Raw genomic sequence first — 20,851 nt, forward strand, 5'->3', positions numbered from 1 at the left:
AACTAGACCAGTAGGAAAGTGCTGGCGTTGACGGCTTTGTTACGAATTGAACGCACACATGGTTGAAAAGATTGTGCGCTGCGGCAGGACAGGCGGTGATGAGACGTGAGAACGCGACCTCTGGCCATGCCCCCTCTTTTCCGAAGGGCGCGATAGGGTCAAAAGAAAAGGGGAGGTCGCAGCGATTCTGACAGCTGCGACCGAGGGCAAGCGGGGACTTTTGATGACGCAGGCAGCTATCGTCGATGCCAGGGACGTTGACTACGCGCTCGAGATCGCCGGGCGACCGCTGACCATCCTGCGCAAAGTCAACCTGCGCGTCGCGCCGGCCGAAGTGGTGGCGATCGTGGGCCCGTCCGGCAGTGGCAAGACCAGCCTTCTCATGCTGCTCGCCGGCCTCGAAAAGGCCACCGGCGGCACCGTCGCGGTCAATGGCCGGGATCTGGGCGGCATGAGCGAGGACGAGCTGGCCCGCTTCCGTCGCCACACTCTGGGCATCGTCTTCCAGAGCTTCCACCTCATTCCCTCCCTGACTGCGCTCGACAATGTCGGCATGGCGCTCGAGATCGCGGAGCCCAATCTGTCCATGGCCCAGATCCGCGAAAAGGCCGCAGCTGCCCTGGCCTCGGTCGGACTCGAAAAACGTCTCGATCATCGCCCCTCTGCGCTATCCGGCGGCGAACAGCAGCGCGTCGGTCTGGCCCGCGCCAGTGTAGCCAATCCGCCCCTGCTCCTCGCCGACGAGCCGACAGGAAATCTCGACCAGAAGACCGGCGCCATCGTGGTCGATCTCATGTTCGACCTCGCCCGCCGCAACAACACGGCCGTCGTGTTGATCACCCACGACCCCGCCCTGGCGGCGCGGGCCGACCGGGTCTTTACCATGACCAATGGCGAACTGACCGAAACGCCGGTGGCCCGCTGATGCCCAAAGTCTGGCCCGCCATTCGCATCGGCCTTCTGGACATGCGCGGCGACCTGCGCCGCTTCCTGCTGCTGGTAACCTGCCTTGCTGTCGGGACCGCGCTCATTGCCGGCGTCAACTCTGTCGGCGCCAGCATCAGCCGCGCTATCGAATCGGGCGCGGCCGAGATCATGGGCGGCGACATCGAATTGTCTCGTGCCGATCGCCTCGCCACCGCCGAGGAATTGGCTGCCATGGCGGAGATGGGCCGGCTTGTCGGCACCATCGACACCAATCTGCGCGCCGAGACCTTTGACGGGGAAGCCTTTGCCGATGTCAGCGCGGTTGGCCCCGGTTATCCACTTTTTGGGCAGGTCTCGAGCCCGCATGTGCCCGTAGGGACCGATATCACCACTTTCCTGGCCATCGAGGACGACACGCCCGGGGCGCTGGTCGATGCCGTGATGCTCGATCAACTCGGCATTTCGGTCGGCGACAGCTTCGGGCTCGGCGGCACCGAATTCGTGGTCCGCGGTACGCTGGGGCAATTGCCCGACGCGCCCGTGCGCGGCTTCCGACTTGGCCTGCCGGTGCTGATCTCCAGTGACGGCTTCGGCGTCGTCAGCGACCGCACCTCGCCTCTGCCCGGCCTTGCCACCTGGTATCGCTACAAGATCGATCTCGCCACCGAGGATCTCGAGGCCGGCTTCGAAGCCGCCACTGCCCGATTTGCCGATGCCGGCTGGACCATCCGCTCCGCCCGCGAGGGCTTGGGACAGATGGCGCGCTATTACGACCTTTTCATGCGCTTTCTCGTCATTGTCGGCCTCGGCTCGCTGCTGATCGGCGGCGTAAGTGTGTGGACAGGCATGCGGGCCTATATTGCCGAACGCTCCGGCGTCATCGCCGTCATGCGGTCCATCGGCGCCGGGCGCGGCCGGGTCTTCGTGCATTTCCTCGCCCAGGTCGCGGCCCTGGCCCTGGTCGGGGTCAGCATCGGTCTTGCCGCCGGCGCCTCGATCGCTTTCCTCATCCTGCCCTCCATCGGCGACGCGGTCGGCATTCCCCTCAGCCGCGCCATACACATCCAGCCCCTGTTGATCGCAGCCGGCGCCGGCCTCGTCACCGCCTTTGCCTTTGCCTATCTGCCCCTGCAACAGGCCCAGACCATCCGCCCGGTCCTGCTGTTCCGCTCCAGGGGACTGGATGCGCCGGCAGTCGATTGGCGATCGCTGCTCCTCTCCTGGCAGGTGCTCCCGCTCCTTGTCGCCATCGCGGCGTTCAGCGTGCTGGCCTGGCTGATGACGGGCGACATCGCCCTCGTCGCAGCCTTTGGCCTTGCCAGCAGCCTGGCCGCCATCCTCTTCCAGCTCTTCATCCGCCTCGTGCAGGCCGGCCTCGCCCGCCTGCCCGAGCGGGGTCCGCGCATCCTGCGCCATGCGCTGCGCAATATCTCCGCAGCCGGGCAGAACGCAGCCGCTATTGTCGTTTCGGCCGGCATGGCCTTGGCCATGCTGATCGTGGTCCTCGTCATGCAGGCCAATCTGCAGCAGGAGTTTTTGGGCGCCTCCGCCTTCGACGCCCCGACCTTGGTCGGATCCGACCTTTTCCCCGACGAGGTCGAGGACCTTGCGACCCTGGCCGAAGCGGGTAATGGCATGTCCCGCTTCGTCTCGACACCCATGCTGCGTGGCTCTCTGGTCGATGTCGGCGGCACGACGGCCGAAAGCCTGCGCACCCGCGGGCCCGAGGCGACATTCCTGCTGTCCGGCGACGTTCCCCTCACCTGGCGCACCGAATTGCCGGCCTCCTCGCGCGTGACCGCAGGGCAATGGTGGGCTGAGGACTATTCGGGACCTGGCCTTGTCAGCCTGCACCAGAGCCTGCGCAATGGCCTGGGGGTTGACCTGGGCGATACGCTGACCTTCTCCATTTTCGGCGAGCCGGTCACGGTAACCATTGCCAGCTTCCGCGACTATTCCTGGCAGGGCGGCATCGACTTCCTTGCCACCTTCTCCCCCGGCGTTCTCGACGCCTATCCCACGACGCTCTTTGCAGCCGTCACCGCCCAACCCGGGCAGGAGGAGAACGTCACCCGCCTGTTGGCCAGCCAATTGCCTGATATCCGCTTCATCTCGGTGGGCGATACGCTCAAGCAGGTCACCGATGCCTTGGGTCAATTGTCGTTTGCCGCCGCCTTGGTCGGTGGTCTGGCTGTGGGCAATGGCTTGCTTGTGCTGATAGGATCGCTTTCCACCGGCCGCCGCCAGCGCGAGGCCGACACCATCATCACCAAGGTCCTCGGCGCCACCCGCATCGAGCTCATCGCCACCGCCTGCCTGCAATACGGCCTTCTGGGGCTTCTGTCTGCCATTCCCGCGCTCATTATCGGGCTCGGCGTGGGCCGGATCGTCACCATGCTCATGCTCGAGGTGGAATTCACCTGGCGTCCCGATGTCATCGGCCTGGTGCTGGTCACCGCTATCGTCATCACAGCCCTGCTCGGCGCCATGACGATCCTGCGCGCGGCCTCGGCGCGACCGGCGCGGCTGTTGCGCGACCTCTAGCGCATCTTTCCGACCGTGGACGCTCGCCCACCGGTTCGCATACCCCCCGAACGCGGATCGGCTGTGGAAGCCGGCTTTCACCTTTGGCCCGAATCGGTGACGCTGTGTGCTAACACTGCGCCAACCAGTAAGCCGTGCGTTCGCCCCGTCCCCGCTGGACCGAGAACGCATCCAGCCGGAGAGACAATGCAAGTCGCCATCGACATGGGAGAAAGCCGCGGCGCCGGCCCCGCCCATATGGACCTTGAGGAGCTCCTGGCCACCCGCTTGCTGGTGCAGGGCAATTCGGGGTCAGGCAAGTCTCACCTCCTGCGCCGCCTGCTCGAGCAATCCGCCCCTTGGGTGCAGCAATGCATCATCGATCCCGAAGGCGACTTCGTCACCCTGGCGGATCGCTACGGCCATCTGGTGGTCGATGCCGCTCGCACCGAGAACGAATTGACCCGCATTGCCGCGCGCGTTCGCCAGCATCGGGTCTCCGTCGTGCTCAATCTCGAAGGGCTCGATGTCGAGCAGCAGATGCGCGCCGCGGCCGCCTTCCTCGGGGGCCTTTTCGATGCCGACCGCGATTTCTGGTATCCCGTTCTGGTCGTCGTCGATGAAGCCCAGCTTTTTGCGCCCGCCGCCGCTGGCGACGTCTCCGACGAAGCCCGTAAATTGTCGCTTGGCGCCATGACCAACCTCATGTGCCGCGGCCGCAAGCGTGGCCTTGCCGGTGTCATCGCCACCCAGCGCCTTGCCAAGCTGGCCAAGAATGTCGCTGCCGAAGCCAGCAATTTTCTCATGGGCCGCACCTTTCTCGATATCGACATGGCCCGCGCCGCCGACCTTTTGGGCATGGACCGCCGCCAGGCCGAGCAGTTCCGCGATCTGGCCCGAGGCCATTTCGTCGCCCTGGGCCCGGCCATTTCCCGCCGCCCCCTGCCAGTGACCATCGGGCCGGTGGAAACCTCCGCCCGCTCCACCAGCCCGAAGCTCACGCCTCTGCCCGAGGCGCCGCAAGATGCGGCCGACCTGATCTTTACCCAGGATCCGGCTGAACTCGCCCGCCCGGTCGTGCGCCGCCCGCCACCACCACCACCGCCCTCCACCAACGAATTGCTGGCGCAGGTGGCCGAAGCGCGCGCCAAGGCCCGCGCGGAAGCGCCCGAGGCGCCGGTTTCGCTCTTCCCCGAGATCGACGAGGCAGAGCGCGAGGCCTTGATCAATGCGGTGATGGCCGAGCTTCTGAGCGATCCCGATGCCGGCTTCCGCACCCATGCCGTGCTTTATCAGGATTTCCTGGTGCGCTGCCGCATTCGCCGGGTGCCCGGCGAGCCGCCGGCCCTGCCTGCCTTCAAGCGGCTCCTCGCCGTGGCCCGCGTCGCACCCGATGCGGAAACCGCCGCCTCCGACGGCTGGCAGCAGGCACTGACGCTGTCCACCACCCTGACCGACGACGTCCAGGGCGTGTTCCTTGTCATTGCCCAGGCCGCGCTGTCGGGAGCGCCCTGCCCTTCGGATGCCACCCTTGCGCGCCTATACGGCACCCATTCCTCCAGCCGTGCGCGCCGGCTGCTCACCTGGTTCGAGGAACGGGGCCTGATCGTGTTGCGCACCGATTTCCGCAATCAGCGGATCATCGCCTTCCCCGAGCTGGGCGTGGAAACAGCGCCCGGCGATCCCAACGGCCCCGACATGCTGGCCGAGGAACGCGGCGCTGCCGAGTGATCAGTCGACGAGCTCGGCGCTGAAGGCGTAGCGGGCCGACGCCCCGGCGGGCAATTGCACCGAATAGGGCCGCGCCGCCAGATCGTCGGTCCCTCCCACTTCTGCGGCCGTACCGTGCCAGGGCTCGAGGCAGACAAACCGCGCGCCCGGCTTGCTCCACAGCGCCAGGTTGGGCAGGTTTTCCCAGGTGAAATGGATGGCTGGCCCAGCCTTGGGACCATAGCGAAGACCCGCGCCTGCACCTTGCGGAAAGATCATGGCATCGCTCTCGAACAGACTGGCATCCAGCGCCAGCTCGCCGCCGTGGAACGGCGATGCCTGTTCCTGCGGATCGATCAGGCCACCGGATAGCCTGCGCAATTGGGGATCGGCGCCATTGTCGAGCGTGATCCAGTGCGGCGCGGTGCCCGAGCCGGGCAAGGGCCAGGCAAAGGCCGGATGAAAGCCGATGCCATAGGGCATGATCGCATCGCCCAGATTGGTAACCTCGGCCGCGACGGTCACGCAGCGCCCCGAGATCTTGTGTTCCACATCGAGCCGGAATTCGAACGGATAGAGCGCCCGGCTCGCCTCGGAGGCGTCGAGCCGATAGACGCACCGATCCGTCTCCTCGACCACCAGGGTAAAATTGCTGCGCCGGGCAAAGCCGTGCTGCCCCATCTGATAGCGCTGCCCGCCGATCGAAACGCTGTCATTGGGCGCCCGCCCGACCATCGGAAACAGGATTGGCGACCGCCCCGTCCAATAGGCCGCATCGCCATGCCACATCCAGTGCCGGCCATCGCGCGTCTGGATAGACTGCATTTCGGCGCCCAATGCGGCCACATCGACCGTGATATCGCCATTACCGATTCGAGTGAGCTGCATGCGCGTCCCCAGGCGATTCGTTTGTTCGGACCGCACTGTACTGACGCCGTGCCTGGGTGAGAACTGCCCAGTACGCTGCGGGGTGAACAAGTTATCAATCGCCAGACTGCTCTCTCGCCGGTCTCGACCATGCCGGCAGCCCCTTGCCGCGCAGGACCGGCTGCCGCTATCTGCTGGGCATGTCCATGCCACCCCTTCCCATCGATGCTGTCCTGCCGCGTCTTGCCGAGGCCCTTTCTGCAGCCACGACGGCGGTCCTCGTCGCCCAGCCCGGCGCGGGCAAGACCACCCGCGTGCCGCTGGCCCTGCTCGCCGCCCCCTGGCGTGCCGATGGCCGTATCATCGTGCTGGAGCCGCGGCGCCTTGCCGCCCGGGCCGCAGCGCGACAGATGGCGCATTTGCTGGGTGAAGATGTCGGCCAGACCGTCGGCTATCGCGTGCGCATGGAAGCAAAGGTCTCCGCCCGCACCCGCATCGAGGTCGTCACAGAAGGCATCTTCACCCGCATGGTTCTGGACGATCCCGAACTGAACGGGGTCGCCGCAATCCTCTTCGACGAATTCCATGAACGCAGCCTCGATGCCGATCTGGGCCTGGCCCTGACCCTCGATGCCCGCGCCCTCCGGCCCGACCTGCGTATCCTGGTCATGTCCGCCACCATCGACGGCGCCCGGATCGCCGCCCTGCTCGGCGACGCCCCTGTGATCGACAGTCCGGGGCGCACCTTCCCGGTGCAAACCCATTACGCCGAGCCAGATCCGCTGCTTCGCCTCGAGGATCAGGTAACAAGTGCTGTCCTGCGGGCCCTGCGCGAGCATCAGGGCTCGGCGCTCGTCTTCCTGCCCGGCCAGGGCGAGATCACCCGCACAGCCGAGCGCCTCGCCGGGCGCCTGCCCGCCGATGTCGACCTTGCCCCGCTCTATGGCCAATTGACCCCCGCCGAGCAGGATCGCGCCATTCAGCCGGCGGCGGCCGGACGCCGCAAGGTCGTCCTGGCCACGTCCATCGCGGAAACCTCCCTCACCATTGAGGGCATCACCATCGTCCTCGATAGCGGCTTTCGTCGCATCCCGGTCTACGAGCCGGCCACCGGCATGACCACCCTGGCCACCACGCGCGTGTCGCGCGCCGGGGCCGATCAACGCCGCGGCCGTGCCGGCCGTACCGCACCGGGCGTGTGCATCCGCCTCTGGAACGAGGGGCAGACCGCTGCGCTTTCCCCCTTCGACGCACCCGAAATCCTCTCCGCCGACCTTTCCGGCCTCATGCTCGATCTGGCCGCCTGGGGCGTCACCGATCCCGGCCAGTTGGTTTTTCTCGATCCCCCGCCTGCCCCCGCATGGGCGGAGGCCCGCGCGCTCTTGCTGCGCCTCGGCGCCATCGATCCATCCGGCAGCCTGACGCCGGCTGGTCGCGCCCTGGCGCGATTGCCGCTTCATCCCCGGCTGGCGCACATGGTCCTTGCCGGCGCCGAAGACGGAGACGCCCAGCGCGCGGCCGAACTCGCGGTTCTGATCGGCGAACGCGGCCTGGGCGGAGACGACATCGATCTGGGACGCCGGCTCGACCGCTTTGGTCTCGACCGCTCCCGTCGTGCCGAAGATGCCCGTAATCTTGCTCGGCGCTGGGCAAAGCTGGCAGCCGGCAGGTCGGGTTCAGCCCTTTCGGCCGGGCACCACCTCGCCCGCGCCTTCCCCGATCGGGTGGCCCAATCGGCCGGCGCGCGCGGCCGCTTCCGGCTCGCCAATGGCCGACAGGCCCAATTGGACGAAACCCATGGCCTGGCCGGCGCCCCCTTCATCGTGGTCGCCGATGTGACCGGCAGCGCCGGACAGGCGCGCATTCGCGCCGCCGCCGCACTGGAGCAAACCGAGCTCGAAACCCTCTTTTCCGACCGGATCGAGACGACGACCAGCCTCGCTTTCGACCCGACCAGCAATGCGGTGCGCGCTCGTCGGCAGCGCCGCCTCGACGCCTTGCGCCTTGCCGACGACACCGCGCCCGTCGCCGACTTCGAAACCGCTGCACGCCTGCTGTCGGAAGCGGCGATGAAGCGCCCCGAGGCCCTGCCCTGGACCAGGGACCAAAAGACGCTGCGGGCGCGCTCGAGCTTTCTCCATCGCCAGGTCGGCGCCGAATGGCCCGATCTTTCCGACACCGCCCTCGCCGCCGATCCGCACTGGCTCGCCGCTCACCTCCTCGGCGAAACAAGACTATCGGCCATCAAAGCCGATCATCTGGGCATGGCGCTCGACAGCGTCCTGCCCTGGGCGCGACGCCAGGATATCGACAGGCTCCTGCCCAGCCATTTCCACGCCCCCTCCGGCTCTCATCTGCCCATCGATTACGAGGCCGAGAACGGTCCCGCGCTCGAAATCCGCGTCCAGGAACTATTCGGGCTGGATCGCCACCCGAGCATTGCGGGCGGCCGCGTACCGCTATTGCTTGTCCTCCTGTCGCCGGCCCATCGCCCCATCCAGACGACGCGCGACCTGCCCGGCTTCTGGCGCGGGTCCTGGAAGGATGTCGCCAAGGACCTCAAGGGGCGCTATCCGCGCCATCCCTGGCCCGACGACCCTCTCGCCGCCAACCCCACCAGCCGCGCCAAGCCGCGCGGCACCTGATGCCAATAAAAAGCCCCGGACCAAGGTCCGGGGCTTTCGGTCATTCGGCCGGCGTGAAGTTGAGCGCCACGCCATTGATGCAATAGCGCAATCCGGTGGGCGGGGGCCCGTCGGGAAACACATGGCCCAGATGACTGCCGCAGCTGGCGCAATGCACTTCCGTGCGCGTCATGCCATAAGAACGGTCCGTCTCCGTCTCCACTGAGCCGGGAATGGGATCGTTGAAGCTGGGCCAGCCCGTGCCACTCTCGAATTTCAGCGTCGAGGCAAAAAGCGGTGTGTCGCAGCCCGCGCAGGCAAAGGTGCCCTGGCGCTTTTCATAGAGCAGCGCACAGCTTCCGGGCCGCTCCGTTCCGTGCTCGCGCATGACCTGATATTGCTCGGGGGTCAGCTTCTGGCGCCATTCGGCATCGGTCCGCGTGACGGGAAAGGCATGAGCGTCCATGACATCACTCCTTTGTCGGGCTCGTCTTGGCCCCAGATATAGGCATAGTGCGGCAAACTTCCCAGCACTGTTCACAAACCTTTGCCATGACCGATACTTCCGCCCGGATTACCTCCATCGAAGCGCTTGAAGCGCTCTATCTGCCCGCGCCGGCCCCCGCCTCGACCACCAAGGTCGCCCATTTTATGACGCCACATTATCGGCGCCTCATCGAGATCAGCCCTTTTGCCGCTTTGGCAACGGTGGGGCCGGAGGGCATCGATTGCTCGCCACGCGGCGACAAGCCCGGCTTTGTGCGCATTCATGACGACCACACCCTGATGATGCCGGACCGGCGCGGCAATAACCGCATCGACAGCCTGCGTAACATCGTGCGCGATTCCCGCTGCGCCTTCTTGTTTCTCATTCCGGGCTCGGGCACCACGATGCGCGTCAACGGGCGCGCTCATCTCTCCATCGACCCGGACCTGCTCGAGAGCTTTGCCGTCGAGGACAAGGCCCCGCGCAGCGTCATCGTGCTCGACATCGACGAGCTCTATTTCCAGTGTGCCCGCGCCATCATCCGCTCCGAACTCTGGAACCCGGACCGCCACGTCGACCCCGCAAGCTTGCCCACGCCCGGAGAAATCCTCGCCTCCATGACCGAAAACCAGGTCGGCGGCGAAGGCTACGACAAAGCCTGGCCCGAACGCGCCAGACAGACGATGTGGTGATCAACTGCCACGCAGCGCGTCGTCAGATAAGCCGCAAAGCTGGCGCCCCTCGGAAGCACCATTTGCCTCAGTCTTGGTTTCGGGCGAGTCGAGAACAGGTGTGTCCGAGAACCGGCGCGGAGCGTGCATGAGCACGTGAGCACCGGAAGCGCAGGACATGCCTGTTTGCAGGTCGTCCGAAATCGAGGATGAGGTGAATGGTGGGAGTAACAAGGATTGAACTTGTGACCCTTCGCGTGTGAAGCGAATGCTCTCCCGCTGAGCTATACTCCCACTCCGCATCGCCCCCTATGGAAGCAAGCGGCCGGAAAGAGATGGTGGGCGTAACAAGGATCGAACTTGTGACCCCTACGATGTCAACGTAGTGCTCTCCCGCTGAGCTATACGCCCATCTCTCCGGGCCGGAATTGCCTTGGCTCTTCCGGTGGCGCGGATAGACCACATATCCCGACCCTTGGTCAAGGGCCTTTGCTGCGATCGTCCGGCAAATTGTTTCCTTGGGGAAAACCTGCGGCGCGTACCGCCGCCTCAGGCGGCCAGCAGGCGCTCAACCTCGTTGACGAGGTCCTTGAGGTGGAACGGCTTGGACAGAACCGAGGCATCCTTGGGCGCATCGCTGTCCGGGTTGAGCGCCACGGCGGCAAAGCCGGTGATGAACATGACCTTGAGATCGGGATCGAGTTCGGTGGCGCGCCGGGCCAGTTCGATCCCGTCCATTTCTGGCATAACGATATCGCTGAGCAGCAGCGAGAACGGCTCCTCGCGCAGGCGCTCATAGGCGCTCAGCCCATTGTCGAACGACACCACTTCGTAGCCGGCATTCTTGAGAGCCCGCGTCAGGAACTGACGCATGTCGTTATCGTCTTCCGCGAGCAGGATGCGCTTCATCAATTCAAACCTCGAGGCCGTTCGCAGCAAGTGAGTCGGTATCTGGCGATGTTTATGCCAGTTGAGCGCTTTCGCAACCGTTAGCGTCGGCCGTTCCGCTCTTTTCACAGCGTTGCGATCCCGCAAAACTGGACAGGCGACCCATTGCCGCGCAACATTGTGACAAGCAAATCACCGGCGGCCAACGGCTGCCAGAGCGGGGGAGTGGGCGTGCGGTCCGACTATTGGGATCAACCGGCGTTCGAAACGATCAGGCCACGGCGCGTCCTCTCGCCCGTCGTATTCAACTCGCCCCATTCTGGCCGGGTCTATCCGCCGCGCTTCCTGGCCATGACGCGGCTCGACCATCTCTCGATCCGCCAGTCCGAAGACGCCTTCGTCGATGACTTGTTCGGCCGCGCTCCGCATCTGGGTGCACCGCTTTTGCGGGCGCATTTCCCGCGGGCCTATCTCGATGTCAATCGCGAGCCCTGGGAGCTCGACCCCACCATGTTCGCCGAACCGCTGTCGGATCGGTTCAACACCACCTCGCCCCGCGTCGCCGCAGGCCTGGGTACACTCGCCCGGGTGGTGGCGGAGAACAAGCCGATCTATCGCGAGCGGCTGACCCTGGACGACGCCCGCATGCGCATCGAGGGCATCTATCACCCCTATCATGCTGCCCTGCAGAAGCTGCTGGGCGAGGCCCTGGCCGGCTTCGGCCTGGCAGTGCTGATCGATTGTCATTCCATGCCGCGCATCGGCCGCCACGGCGAACGCGCCACCCCCGACATCGTACTCGGCGACCGCTATGGCACCACATGCGCGGCCCCGCTGGTCGATCTGGTCGAGACCATCTTCACCTCCGCGGGCCTGCGCGTCGCGCGCAATCGCCCCTATGCCGGCGGTTTCTGCACCCGCACCTATGGCCGGCCCCAGCATGGGGTGCATGCCCTGCAGATCGAAATCAGTCGCCACCTCTACATGAACGAGGCGACACTCGAGAAAAATGCGGGTTTTGACAGCATCAAGGCGCTGCTGGATCGGCTGGTGCAGACCTTGATCGGCATCGACCTCGTCGCCTTGGCCGGCCATGGCGCCATCGTCGAGCGCGAAGCGGCCGAATAGCAGCTTGAACAAAATGGGGCCGCCCCCAAAGACGGCCCCAGTCAAGGGAGGAACGATTTGTGCCGGGAGCGGGGCCTCAACCGCGACGTCCTGCACAGACCATGCTTCTCAGGGATGAACCCATTTGACTCCGCCAGCAAGCCGGATCGCGGCATTGGCGCGGAAAGGGGCGATCCTGTTGCAAAAAGGATTCAGGGCCATCCGGGCTTTCCCCAGGCGGGCCGGTCCATTTTCCGCTTCGGTTCTGTCGCGCCGCAGGCTAAGCGATGGGTCCAGAACAGGCCCTTACTCTTTATCGGACGGCGTGACCCATGACCCCCTCGATCGACTTCGCCCAGGTGGAAGCGGTACTTCTTGCCGCTGCAGATGCCGCTGCAGGCCGCACGTTGCCGCTCTTTCGCACGGGCCTTGCCATCGACAACAAGCTCGAAAGCGGTTTTGACCCGGTCACCGAGGCCGACAAGAGCGCCGAGACGGCGATCCGCGACATCATCTCTGCCGCCTTTCCCGATCATGCGGTCATCGGCGAGGAATGGGGCGTTTCCGGCACTGGCCCTTTCAGCTGGATCATCGATCCAGTCGATGGCACGAGAGCCTTCATTTCCGGCGCGCCGGTCTGGGGCACGCTGATCGGCTTTGCAATCGACGGCATTGCCGTGGCCGGTGTCATGAGCCAGCCCTTCATCGGCGAAACCTTCCTGGCCGTCCCTGGACGCTCGACCTATCGCCGCGGCGGAGAAACCCGGCCCAATCACACCAGTGGCCAGACCGATCTGGCGGCAGCCCGCATCTTCACCACCACGCCCAACCTCTTCCGGGGCGAACATTGGGCCAAGTGGGAAGCGATCGAGGCCGCAACGCGCCTGCAGCGCTTCGGCATGGATTGCTATGGTTATGCCCTGCTTGCCGCCGGCCATGCCGATCTGGTCGTCGAGCCCTACCTCAACACCTATGACATTGCTGCGCTCGTGCCGATCATTCGCGAAGCGGGCGGCGCCATCACCTGCTGGGACGGGTCCGAACCCACGGGCGGCGGAAATGTGGTGGCGGCGGCTACGCCCGCACTGCTCGAACACGCCCTCGACCGCATCAATGCGGCCTGACACGGCCGATCGTTCTACCGTCTAGCCGCTCTGTTCGGTGATGAAGGCGTCGAACGCTGCCAGCACCTGTCCCCTGATCGCATCGGTTTCCATGAACAATTCGTGCCGGCCTCCGGGGATGACCATGTGCCGTCCATTGCGCAGGCGCAGGCCCATCTGCTCGATGGCGGGCGTCGAGACGATGCGGTCATGGCCGGCCGCCAGCATCAGCAGCGGGATCTTGACGCTGGCCGGGAAGCTGTCCCTGCCGGCATTGACCATGGCCCGCATGGCCGAAGCCAGCCAGCGGAACGTCGGCGAGCCGAGATAGAGGCTGTCATCGGCGCGGATCGTCTCCACCATGCGCCGGTAGCGCAACATGTCAGAGGTCAGGGGATTATCGGGATACATGGCTTCGTCGGGCCGGCGGTCACCGCGTCGGGCCATGGGCAATCGACCCATCCCCACAAAGCTTGCGGCCTCGGCAAACAGCGCCCAGCGCGGCAGGCTGTGCTCCATATTGTAAAGGCTGATCATCGGCGCCGAGAGAAACACCCGATCGAACATCATCCGGTCACGCGTCGTGGCATAAAGGCTGGCCAGCCCGCCCATGGAATGACCCACGAGATAGAAGGGCAGCGGACAATCGGGCAGCAGGATATCGGCGTGAAAACAGCGCAGGTCGGTCCAGTAATCGTCGAAATGGTCGACATAGCCGAGGCCGGGCTCGCCGATCAGCCGGTCCGAACCGCCCTGGCCCCGCCAGTCGAACGTGGCCACCGCAAAGCCGCGCCGGCGGAAGTCCTCGACGGTCTCGAAATATTTCTCGATATATTCCGTGCGCCCCTGCACGAGGCAGATTGTGCCCTTTGGGGCGCCCTTGCCCTTGGGCCAGAGCGCATAGCGCAACCGCACTTTGTCCGACGTGGTGAAATAGCCCACCCGTGCCCCCTCGGGCACCGGGTTTGATGCGGTGGCGGTCAGTTTCGGTCCATGGGGATCGACTTGGGCGGTCACGCTCGGCCTCGTTTCAAGATACTGGGCGGACCATATCCGGCAGAGGTAAAAAGAAAAGCCGGCAACCACATGGATTGCCGGCTTTCCTGTGTCTGCGGCGCCTTGCGGGGGGCGGATGAAAGCGCCGACAGGATCAGTGAAGTCCGAAACGACGCGTGCCGCTCTTGTTCACATGACCCCTTTTAGTCCGCCCCGGCTGAACCCAGCTGGAGCGCCCCGTTCATCTGCGGTTCATCCGATCGGCAAAGGATCGTCCTCCCTGTGCTCCATCCTATTTGCGCACGGTTTAAGGTCCACGCCAATGGGCTCTTGAACCGCGCAAATCGCCACCTACATCTGTGCTGTCCGCCGGTCATCCGGGGACCCCGGCCCTGTCCAAATCACGGTTCGCCGCTTTCGGGAACCCTTCGCGACAGAAGCCGAGACCACACGTTGCTCAAGGAGAATGTGACAAATGCAGACCTATGATTTTTCCCCCTTCTATCGTTCCACCGTCGGCTTCGACCGCTTGTTCAACCGCCTCGATTCCATGGTCGGTCAGGAAACCAAGACCTACCCGCCCTACAATATCGAGCGCACCGGTGATGATGCCTACCGCATCTCCATCGCCGTGGCCGGGTTCTCCAATGGCGATATCGCCGTGGAAACCAAGGAGAACAGTCTGGTCGTCAAAGGCGCGAAGCCTGCTGACGGCGCGGACAAGCGCGAATTCCTCCATCGCGGCATTGCCGAGCGCGCCTTCGAACTGCGCTTCCAGCTGGCCGATTATGTCGAGGTAACCGGCGCCAATCTCGAGAACGGCCTGCTCCATCTCGAACTCAAGCGCGAATTGCCCGAGAGCAAGAAGGCGCGGACCATTCAGATCAGTGGCGGCAGCGCGGTCCTCGAGGACAAGTCCGTCAACTAGGCCAGTTCCGACGTCCATCGGAAATGAAGGGCGCGATCCTTTAGGGGTCGCGCCCTTTCTCTGTTGCCGGCTTCGCCTCCTGCGGGGAACGACTCGGACATCTGGCAAGTTGAAGGAGCGAAAGCCGCAAGGCCGTGACTTTCCTCCAGCGTCAGGATGACATGCCCATGAAAACCCCCTCCATCGCCCTCAAGTCCAATGCTAAGTCTGCCGTGATCGACGTGCTCAATGCGCGCCTGGCCGATGCCATCGACCTGGCCCTGATCACCAAGCAGGCGCACTGGAACCTCAAGGGTCCCAATTTCATCGCCGTGCACGAAATGCTCGACCCCATGCGCGCCGCCATCGACAAGCATGTCGATGTCATTGCCGAGCGCGTCGCCCAGCTCGACGGCATTGCCCTGGGCACCAGCCAGGTCGTCGCCAAGGCCTCGACGCTCGAGGCCTATCCGACGGACATCCGCAAGGTTACCGACCACCTCGCCGCCCTGGCCGATCGCTATGCCACGCTCGCCAACCAGGTTCGCGAGGATATCGATACCACCGACGAGGCTGGCGACGCCGACAGCGCCGATATTCTTACCGCCTTCTCCCGCGAGTTGGACAAGGACCTCTGGTTCATCAAGTCGCATCTCGAATAGGACTTCTTGACCCTTTGGTAACAAAAAGGGGCGTCTCGCGCAGGCGCCCCTTTCTTTTTGCGGTCAAATCCTATACTTTCCTATAGGCAAACTTCCCCAAGTCCTATTTTTTGTGACCGCAAAGCGGCAAAATCGCTTGCCCGCAGTTTTGAATTATGCAAATGTGCCGTCGTTAGGGCAGTATATCTGTCCTATCTGACGCGTCGCCCCGCTCTCCGCGGCCAGCGCGCGCGCTGGTCCGGCTGGACCGCTAGTCGATAGCGGAAACGGACAGGCGGAGCTAACGACGGCAGGCTTGGCCCCCAAGACCCCGCCCGAGCTCGAATTATGAGCGGCCATTTGGATGCAGTGCCGCTCCCCATGCATGGCCACATTTGCTCATTCGAGCCGTACTGTGTAGTACGACCCGCCTGAACACTGTGCCCAAGAGGACAAGGATGCATCCAGCGGGCCGGACAACCGGCAACAACAGGATGCGCACGCGACAGCAATAGCCCCCAGCGGGCGCCGAACAGAGATGAGGTTGAGCCATGGCAAACGTACGGACCGGAATTCCCGCCCAGTCGAGCACTGCCAAAACCAAAACCTTGATCCTCGATGGCAAGCGCGTGGACGGACGTCCGGCGGCGCAGGGCCTCTACGACCCCGCCAATGAGCACGATGCCTGCGGCATCGGCATGATCGCCAACATCAAGAACAAGCCCAGCCACGAAGTGGTCGAGAAGGGTCTCGAAATCCTCGAGAACCTCGAACATCGCGGTGCCGTGGGTGCCGACCCGCTCATGGGTGATGGCGCCGGCATCCTGGTGCAGACCCCTCATGCCTTCATCCAGAAGGTCATGCCGTTCGCCCTGCCCGAAAAGCACCACTACGCCGTGGCGATGATCTTTTACCCCAATGTGGTGGCGTTGCGCGACCGCTGCGCCGACGTCGTGCGTCGCTGCCTGGCTGGCGAAGGTCTGACGCTTCTGGGTGAGCGCGTCGTGCCCACCGACAATTCCCGTCTCAGCGAAGGTGTCATCGCCACCCAGCCCATCATCGAACAGATGGTCGTGGCGCGCCCCGAGGGCCTGTCCCTCGACGAATTCGAGCGCAAGCTGCTCATCGTGCGCAAGGTGATTTCCAACACCGTCTACAAGGAAGTGCCTGAGAGCGACAGCGACAACGGCTTTTATGTCGTGTCCCTGTCCGCGCGGACCCTGGTCTATAAGGGCATGTTCTTGGCCGACCAGCTGGGCGCCTTTTATACCGACCTGCATGACGAGACCTTCGAAAGCGCCATTGCCCTCGTGCACCAGCGGTTCTCGACCAATACCTTCCCGTCCTGGAAGCTGGCCCACCCCTATCGCATGACCACCCACAATGGTGAGATCAACACCATTCGCGGCAACGTCAACTGGATGGCGGCCCGCCAGGCCTCGGTTTCCTCGCCCAAGTTCGGCGACGACATCACCAAGATCTGGCCGATTTCCTATGAGGGCCAGTCCGACACCGCCTGTTTCGACAACGCGCTCGAATTCCTCGTGCGCGGCGGCTATTCGCTGCCGCACGCGGCCATGATGCTGATCCCCGAGGCCTGGGCGGGCAACCCGCTGATGGACGAGCAGCGCCGCGCCTTTTACGAATATCATGCCGCCCTGATGGAGCCCTGGGACGGTCCGGCCGCCATGTCGCTGTCCGATGGACGCTACGTCGTGGCGACGCTCGACCGCAATGGCCTGCGTCCGGCCCGCTATCTCGTCACCAAGGAAGGGCACGTCGTCCTCGCCTCTGAATCGGGCGTGCTCGATATTCCAGACGAGGATATCGTCGAGCGCTGGCGCCTGCAGCCGGGCAAGATGCTTTTGATCGACCTCGAGGAAGGCCGCATCATCTCCGACGACGAGATCAAGAAGCAGCTCGCCACCAGCAATCCCTATGCCGAATGGCTCGCCCGCAGCCAGATCGTGCTCGAAGACCTGCCGGCTACCCAGCCCAAGGCCCCGACCAGCACCGATTCCCTGCTCGATCGCATGCAGGCCTTCGGCTACACCCAGGAAGACGTCAAGCTGCTCATGGCCCCGATGGCCACGACCGGTCAGGAAGCCGTGGGCTCGATGGGCACCGACACCCCGCTGTCGGCGCTCTCCAACAAGTCCAAGCTCCTTTATACCTATTTCAAGCAGAACTTCGCGCAGGTGACCAACCCGCCCATCGATCCGATCCGCGAGGAATCGGTGATGAGCCTGGTCTCCTTCATTGGCCCGCGCCCCAACATCTTCGATCTGGAAGGCGTCTCCCGCGAAAAGCGCCTTGAAGTGCGGCAGCCCATTCTCACCAACGAGGATCTCGAAAAGATCCGCGACATCGGTGACATGGCCGACAACCAGTTCAAGACGCGCACGCTCGACATCACCTACCACGCCTCCCAAGGCGCGGCGGGGATGGAAAAGGCGCTGGCCGATCTCTGCGAGGTCGCCGAGGCGGCCGTGCGCGGCGAATACAACATCATCGTCCTTTCCGACCGGCTCCTGGCTGCCGATCGCATTGCCATCCCGGCCTTGCTGGCCACCGCCGCCGTGCACCACCACCTGATCCGCAAGGGTCTGCGCACCTCTTCCGGTCTCGTCGTCGAAACCGGCGAAGCCCGCGAAATGCACCATTTCGCCATGCTGGCCGGTTATGGCGCCGAGGCGATCAACCCCTATCTCGCCTTCGAGGCGCTGGCCGCTCTTCATGCCGAGGGCGAATATCCGCCCGAAGTCTCGGCCGAGGAAGTGGTCTACCGCTACATCAAGTCCGTGGGTAAGGGCTTGCTCAAGGTCATGTCCAAGATGGGCATCTCGACCTACCAGTCCTATTGCGGCGCCCAGATCTTCGACGCGGTCGGTCTCAATTCCGAGTTCGTCAAGAAGTACTTCTTCGGCACCGCCACCTCCATCGAGGGTGTCGGCCTTTCCGAAGTGGCAGAGGAAACCGTGCGCCGCCATGCCGAGGCCTTCGGTGACGACGTGGTGCTGCGCAAGGCGCTCGATGTCGGCGGCGAATATGCCTATCGCATCCGCGGTGAAAAGCATGCCTGGTCGCCCGACCTCGTGGCCGATCTGCAGCATGCCGTGCGCACCGCCGAAGAGGCGCCCGAAACCGCCCAGGCGCGCTATGACAGCTTCGCCAACCGCGCCAATACCGGCGAGAACGGCTACCTGGCCATTCGCCACCTCTTCGACATCCGCCCCGTCGGCCCGGCCGTCAGCCTGGATGAGGTCGAGCCGGCAGCCGAGATCGTCCGTCGTTTCGTCACCGGTGCGATGAGCTTTGGCTCGATCAGCCGCGAGGCCCATACCACGCTCGCCATCGCCATGAACCAGATTGGCGGCAAGTCCAATACCGGTGAAGGCGGCGAGGAGCCCGACCGCTACAAGCCCCTGCCCGATGGCTCGCGCAATCCGCTGCGCAGCGCCATCAAGCAGGTCGCCTCCGGCCGCTTCGGCGTCACCACCGAATATCTGGTCAATTCCGACCAGATTCAGATCAAGGTTGCCCAAGGTGCAAAGCCCGGCGAAGGCGGCCAGCTGCCGGGGCACAAGGTCGACTGGATCGTCGCCAAGACCCGTCACTCGACCCCCGGCGTGGGCCTCATCAGCCCGCCGCCGCACCACGACATCTATTCCATCGAAGATCTCGCTCAGCTGATCTACGACCTCAAGAATGTCAACGAGCAGGCCGATATCTCGGTCAAGCTGGTGTCCGAAGTCGGCGTGGGAACGGTGGCGGCAGGTGTTGCCAAGGCGCGTGCCGATCACATCACCATTTCCGGCTTCGACGGCGGAACGGGTGCGTCGCCCCTGACCTCGCTCAAGCATGCCGGCGGCCCGTGGGAAATCGGCCTCGCCGAAACCCATCAGACCCTGGTGCTCAATCGCCTGCGCAGCCGCGTCAAGCTGCAGGTCGATGGCGGTCTCAAGACCGGTCGGGACGTGCTGATCGGCGCCCTCCTGGGTGCCGACGAGTTCGGCTTCTCCACCGCGCCGCTGATTGCGGCCGGCTGCATCATGATGCGCAAGTGTCACCTCAACACCTGCCCGGTTGGCGTCGCCACCCAAGACCCGGTGCTGCGCAAGCGCTTCAAGGGCACGCCCGAGCACGTCATCAACTACTTCTTCTACGTCGCCGAGGAATTGCGCGGCCTGATGGCCGGCCTGGGCGCCCGTACGCTCAACGAGCTGATTGGCCGTGCCGACCTGCTCGACCAGCGCCGCGCCGATGACCACTGGAAAACCCAGGGCATCGATCTCTCGAGGCTCTTCCACAAGCCCGATCCGATCGGGGGTGACACGCTGTTCCATTCGGAAGTGCAGAACCACCACCTCGAATCCGTGCTCGACCGCAAGCTCATCGAGCTGGCCGCGCCCGCGCTCGAAAGCGGCACGCCGGTGCAGATCGACCTGCCCATCCGCAGCCGCGACCGTTCGGCCGGAGCCATGCTCTCGGGTGCTCTTGCCAGGAAATACGGCAATGAGGGGCTCAACGAGGACACGATTTCGATCACCCTGCGCGGCACGGCAGGCCAGGCCTTCGGCGCCTTCCTGGGCAAGGGCATTTCCATCGACATGATCGGTGACGCCAATGACTATGTGGGCAAGGGTCTTTCCGGCGGCCGTATCGTGGTGCGGCCCTCCGACAAGGTCGGCATCGTGCCCGAGAAGTCCATCATCGTCGGCAATACCGTGCTCTATGGCGCCACGTCGGGCGAGTGCTATTTCCGCGGCATTGCCGGGGAGCGCTTCGCGGTGCGCAATTCGGGCGCCATTGCGGTGGTCGAGGGCACCGGCGATCACGGCTGCGAATACATGACCGGCGGTCTTGTCGTCGTCATCGGCCCCACCGGCCGGAACTTCGCGGCCGGCATGAGCGGCGGCGTCGCCTATGTGCTGGACGAGGACGAGAGCTTCCGCTCCCGCTGCAACCTCGCCATGGTCGATCTCGAGCCGGTTCAGGAAGAAGAAGACCTGATGCGCAAGATCCACCACCATGGTGGCGACCTCGAATGGCATGGCCGCGTCGACATTTCCGGCGACATGACCAAGCACGACGACGAGCGCCTGCACCAGCTCATCTCCAACCATCTGCACTATACCGGCTCCACCCGGGCCAAGCAGATCCTGGAAAACTGGGCCGAGATGCGCCCGAAATTCGTCAAGGTCATGCCGGTCGAATATCGCCGCGCCATCCTCGAGATGGAAAAGAAGCGCGCTTCGGGTGGCGCTCACGTGGCGGCCGAGTAAGAACGGCTCCGAGCCAAACCACCGGGTCATTCCCGCGTATGCGGGAATCCCTGTCGCAGATGCCAGGCGTCAGACACCGATCCCCGCTTTTGCGGGGATGACCCCCAGAGTAAGT

Annotated in this window: 14 protein-coding genes and 2 tRNA genes; 10 read left to right on the forward strand and 6 right to left on the reverse strand. The window is 64.5% G+C overall.

Annotation, left to right across the window (positions count from 1 at the left end; translation table 11 throughout):
- The first annotated feature begins 223 nt into the window (after window positions 1-223).
- The 3 genes from VE26_RS12300 to VE26_RS12310 all read left to right on the forward strand — a co-directional run bounded on the left by VE26_RS12300 (window position 224) and on the right by VE26_RS12310 (window position 5,181).
- Window positions 224-925 carry an ABC transporter ATP-binding protein gene (locus VE26_RS12300; protein ID WP_046105552.1) on the forward strand — a complete coding sequence of 234 codons (702 nt, stop codon included), beginning with the start codon at window positions 224-226 and terminating at the stop codon, window positions 923-925.
- Window positions 925-3,471 (forward strand): ABC transporter permease, encoded by a 2,547-nt coding sequence (locus VE26_RS12305; RefSeq protein WP_046105553.1) that lies wholly within the window; start codon window positions 925-927, stop codon window positions 3,469-3,471. Before VE26_RS12300 ends, VE26_RS12305 begins: the two co-directional genes overlap by 1 nt.
- Before the next feature lie 186 nt (window positions 3,472-3,657).
- Window positions 3,658-5,181 (forward strand): helicase HerA domain-containing protein, encoded by a 1,524-nt coding sequence (locus VE26_RS12310; protein ID WP_046105554.1) that lies wholly within the window; start codon window positions 3,658-3,660, stop codon window positions 5,179-5,181.
- On the opposite strand, the gene VE26_RS12315 is transcribed toward VE26_RS12310, so the two are convergent.
- Window positions 5,182-6,048 carry an aldose 1-epimerase family protein gene (locus VE26_RS12315; protein ID WP_046105555.1) on the reverse strand — a complete coding sequence of 289 codons (867 nt, stop codon included), beginning with the start codon at window positions 6,046-6,048 and terminating at the stop codon, window positions 5,182-5,184.
- Between the two features lie 179 nt (window positions 6,049-6,227).
- On the opposite strand from VE26_RS12315, the gene hrpB reads away from it, so the two are divergent.
- Complete coding sequence (gene hrpB, locus VE26_RS12320; RefSeq protein WP_046106298.1) at window positions 6,228-8,672, forward strand: ATP-dependent helicase HrpB; 2,445 nt, start codon at window positions 6,228-6,230, stop codon at window positions 8,670-8,672.
- 40 nt (window positions 8,673-8,712) lie between these two features.
- On the opposite strand, the gene msrB is transcribed toward hrpB, so the two are convergent.
- Entirely contained in the window at window positions 8,713-9,117 is a 405-nt protein-coding gene (gene msrB, locus VE26_RS12325; RefSeq protein WP_046105556.1) for a peptide-methionine (R)-S-oxide reductase MsrB, read from the reverse strand.
- An 86-nt stretch (window positions 9,118-9,203) separates the two neighbouring features.
- Here msrB and VE26_RS12330 point away from each other — a divergent pair, with 86 nt between their 5' ends.
- Window positions 9,204-9,830, forward strand: a complete 627-nt coding sequence (locus VE26_RS12330; RefSeq protein ID WP_046105557.1) for a pyridoxamine 5'-phosphate oxidase family protein — start codon at window positions 9,204-9,206, stop codon at window positions 9,828-9,830.
- Between the two features lie 198 nt (window positions 9,831-10,028).
- Here VE26_RS12330 and VE26_RS12335 read toward each other — a convergent pair.
- The 3 genes from VE26_RS12335 to cpdR form a co-directional block, all read right to left on the reverse strand.
- A tRNA-Val gene (locus VE26_RS12335) sits at window positions 10,029-10,103 on the reverse strand.
- Window positions 10,104-10,145: 42 nt separating this feature from the next.
- Window positions 10,146-10,220 (reverse strand) — tRNA-Val (locus VE26_RS12340).
- A gap of 138 nt (window positions 10,221-10,358) precedes the next feature.
- Window positions 10,359-10,718, reverse strand: a complete 360-nt coding sequence (gene cpdR / locus VE26_RS12345; RefSeq protein ID WP_046105558.1) for a cell cycle two-component system response regulator CpdR — start codon at window positions 10,716-10,718, stop codon at window positions 10,359-10,361.
- Between the two features lie 210 nt (window positions 10,719-10,928).
- Between cpdR and VE26_RS12350 the strand changes: the two genes are divergently transcribed.
- Complete coding sequence (locus tag VE26_RS12350) at window positions 10,929-11,825, forward strand: N-formylglutamate amidohydrolase (RefSeq protein WP_244465692.1); 897 nt, start codon at window positions 10,929-10,931, stop codon at window positions 11,823-11,825.
- A 311-nt stretch (window positions 11,826-12,136) separates the two neighbouring features.
- Complete coding sequence (gene hisN / locus VE26_RS12355; RefSeq protein WP_046105560.1) at window positions 12,137-12,928, forward strand: histidinol-phosphatase; 792 nt, start codon at window positions 12,137-12,139, stop codon at window positions 12,926-12,928.
- A gap of 21 nt (window positions 12,929-12,949) precedes the next feature.
- Here the strand turns inward: hisN and VE26_RS12360 are convergent, their stop codons facing one another.
- Entirely contained in the window at window positions 12,950-13,924 is a 975-nt protein-coding gene (locus tag VE26_RS12360; protein WP_046105561.1) for an alpha/beta fold hydrolase, read from the reverse strand.
- A 454-nt stretch (window positions 13,925-14,378) separates the two neighbouring features.
- On the opposite strand from VE26_RS12360, the gene VE26_RS12365 reads away from it, so the two are divergent.
- The 3 genes from VE26_RS12365 to gltB all read left to right on the forward strand — a co-directional run bounded on the left by VE26_RS12365 (window position 14,379) and on the right by gltB (window position 20,736).
- A complete protein-coding gene (locus tag VE26_RS12365; protein WP_046105562.1) occupies window positions 14,379-14,831 on the forward strand; it encodes an Hsp20 family protein in 453 nt (150 codons plus the stop codon).
- Window positions 14,832-14,998: 167 nt separating this feature from the next.
- Complete coding sequence (dps, locus tag VE26_RS12370) at window positions 14,999-15,472, forward strand: DNA starvation/stationary phase protection protein Dps (RefSeq protein ID WP_046106299.1); 474 nt, start codon at window positions 14,999-15,001, stop codon at window positions 15,470-15,472.
- A gap of 530 nt (window positions 15,473-16,002) precedes the next feature.
- Window positions 16,003-20,736, forward strand: a complete 4,734-nt coding sequence (gene gltB / locus VE26_RS12375) for a glutamate synthase large subunit (protein WP_046105563.1) — start codon at window positions 16,003-16,005, stop codon at window positions 20,734-20,736.
- The last annotated feature ends 115 nt before the right edge of the window (window positions 20,737-20,851 follow it).

This window comes from Devosia chinhatensis (assembly GCF_000969445.1).
GTDB classification, from domain to species: domain Bacteria; phylum Pseudomonadota; class Alphaproteobacteria; order Rhizobiales; family Devosiaceae; genus Devosia; species Devosia chinhatensis.

What these genes read in the sequence shown, in the direction of transcription:
- VE26_RS12300 (WP_046105552.1), top strand. Translation starts at nt 224, where the DNA reads ATGACGCAGGCAGCTATCGTCGATGCCAGGGACGTTGACTACGCGCTC.
- VE26_RS12305 (WP_046105553.1), top strand. Translation starts at nt 925, where the DNA reads ATGCCCAAAGTCTGGCCCGCCATTCGCATCGGCCTTCTGGACATGCGC.
- VE26_RS12310 (WP_046105554.1), top strand. Translation starts at nt 3,658, where the DNA reads ATGCAAGTCGCCATCGACATGGGAGAAAGCCGCGGCGCCGGCCCCGCC.
- VE26_RS12315 (WP_046105555.1), bottom strand. Translation starts at nt 6,048, where the DNA reads ATGCAGCTCACTCGAATCGGTAATGGCGATATCACGGTCGATGTGGCC.
- hrpB (WP_046106298.1), top strand. Translation starts at nt 6,228, where the DNA reads ATGTCCATGCCACCCCTTCCCATCGATGCTGTCCTGCCGCGTCTTGCC.
- msrB (WP_046105556.1), bottom strand. Translation starts at nt 9,117, where the DNA reads ATGGACGCTCATGCCTTTCCCGTCACGCGGACCGATGCCGAATGGCGC.
- VE26_RS12330 (WP_046105557.1), top strand. Translation starts at nt 9,204, where the DNA reads ATGACCGATACTTCCGCCCGGATTACCTCCATCGAAGCGCTTGAAGCG.
- cpdR (WP_046105558.1), bottom strand. Translation starts at nt 10,718, where the DNA reads ATGAAGCGCATCCTGCTCGCGGAAGACGATAACGACATGCGTCAGTTC.
- hisN (WP_046105560.1), top strand. Translation starts at nt 12,137, where the DNA reads ATGACCCCCTCGATCGACTTCGCCCAGGTGGAAGCGGTACTTCTTGCC.
- VE26_RS12365 (WP_046105562.1), top strand. Translation starts at nt 14,379, where the DNA reads ATGCAGACCTATGATTTTTCCCCCTTCTATCGTTCCACCGTCGGCTTC.
- dps (WP_046106299.1), top strand. Translation starts at nt 14,999, where the DNA reads ATGAAAACCCCCTCCATCGCCCTCAAGTCCAATGCTAAGTCTGCCGTG.
- gltB (WP_046105563.1), top strand. Translation starts at nt 16,003, where the DNA reads ATGGCAAACGTACGGACCGGAATTCCCGCCCAGTCGAGCACTGCCAAA.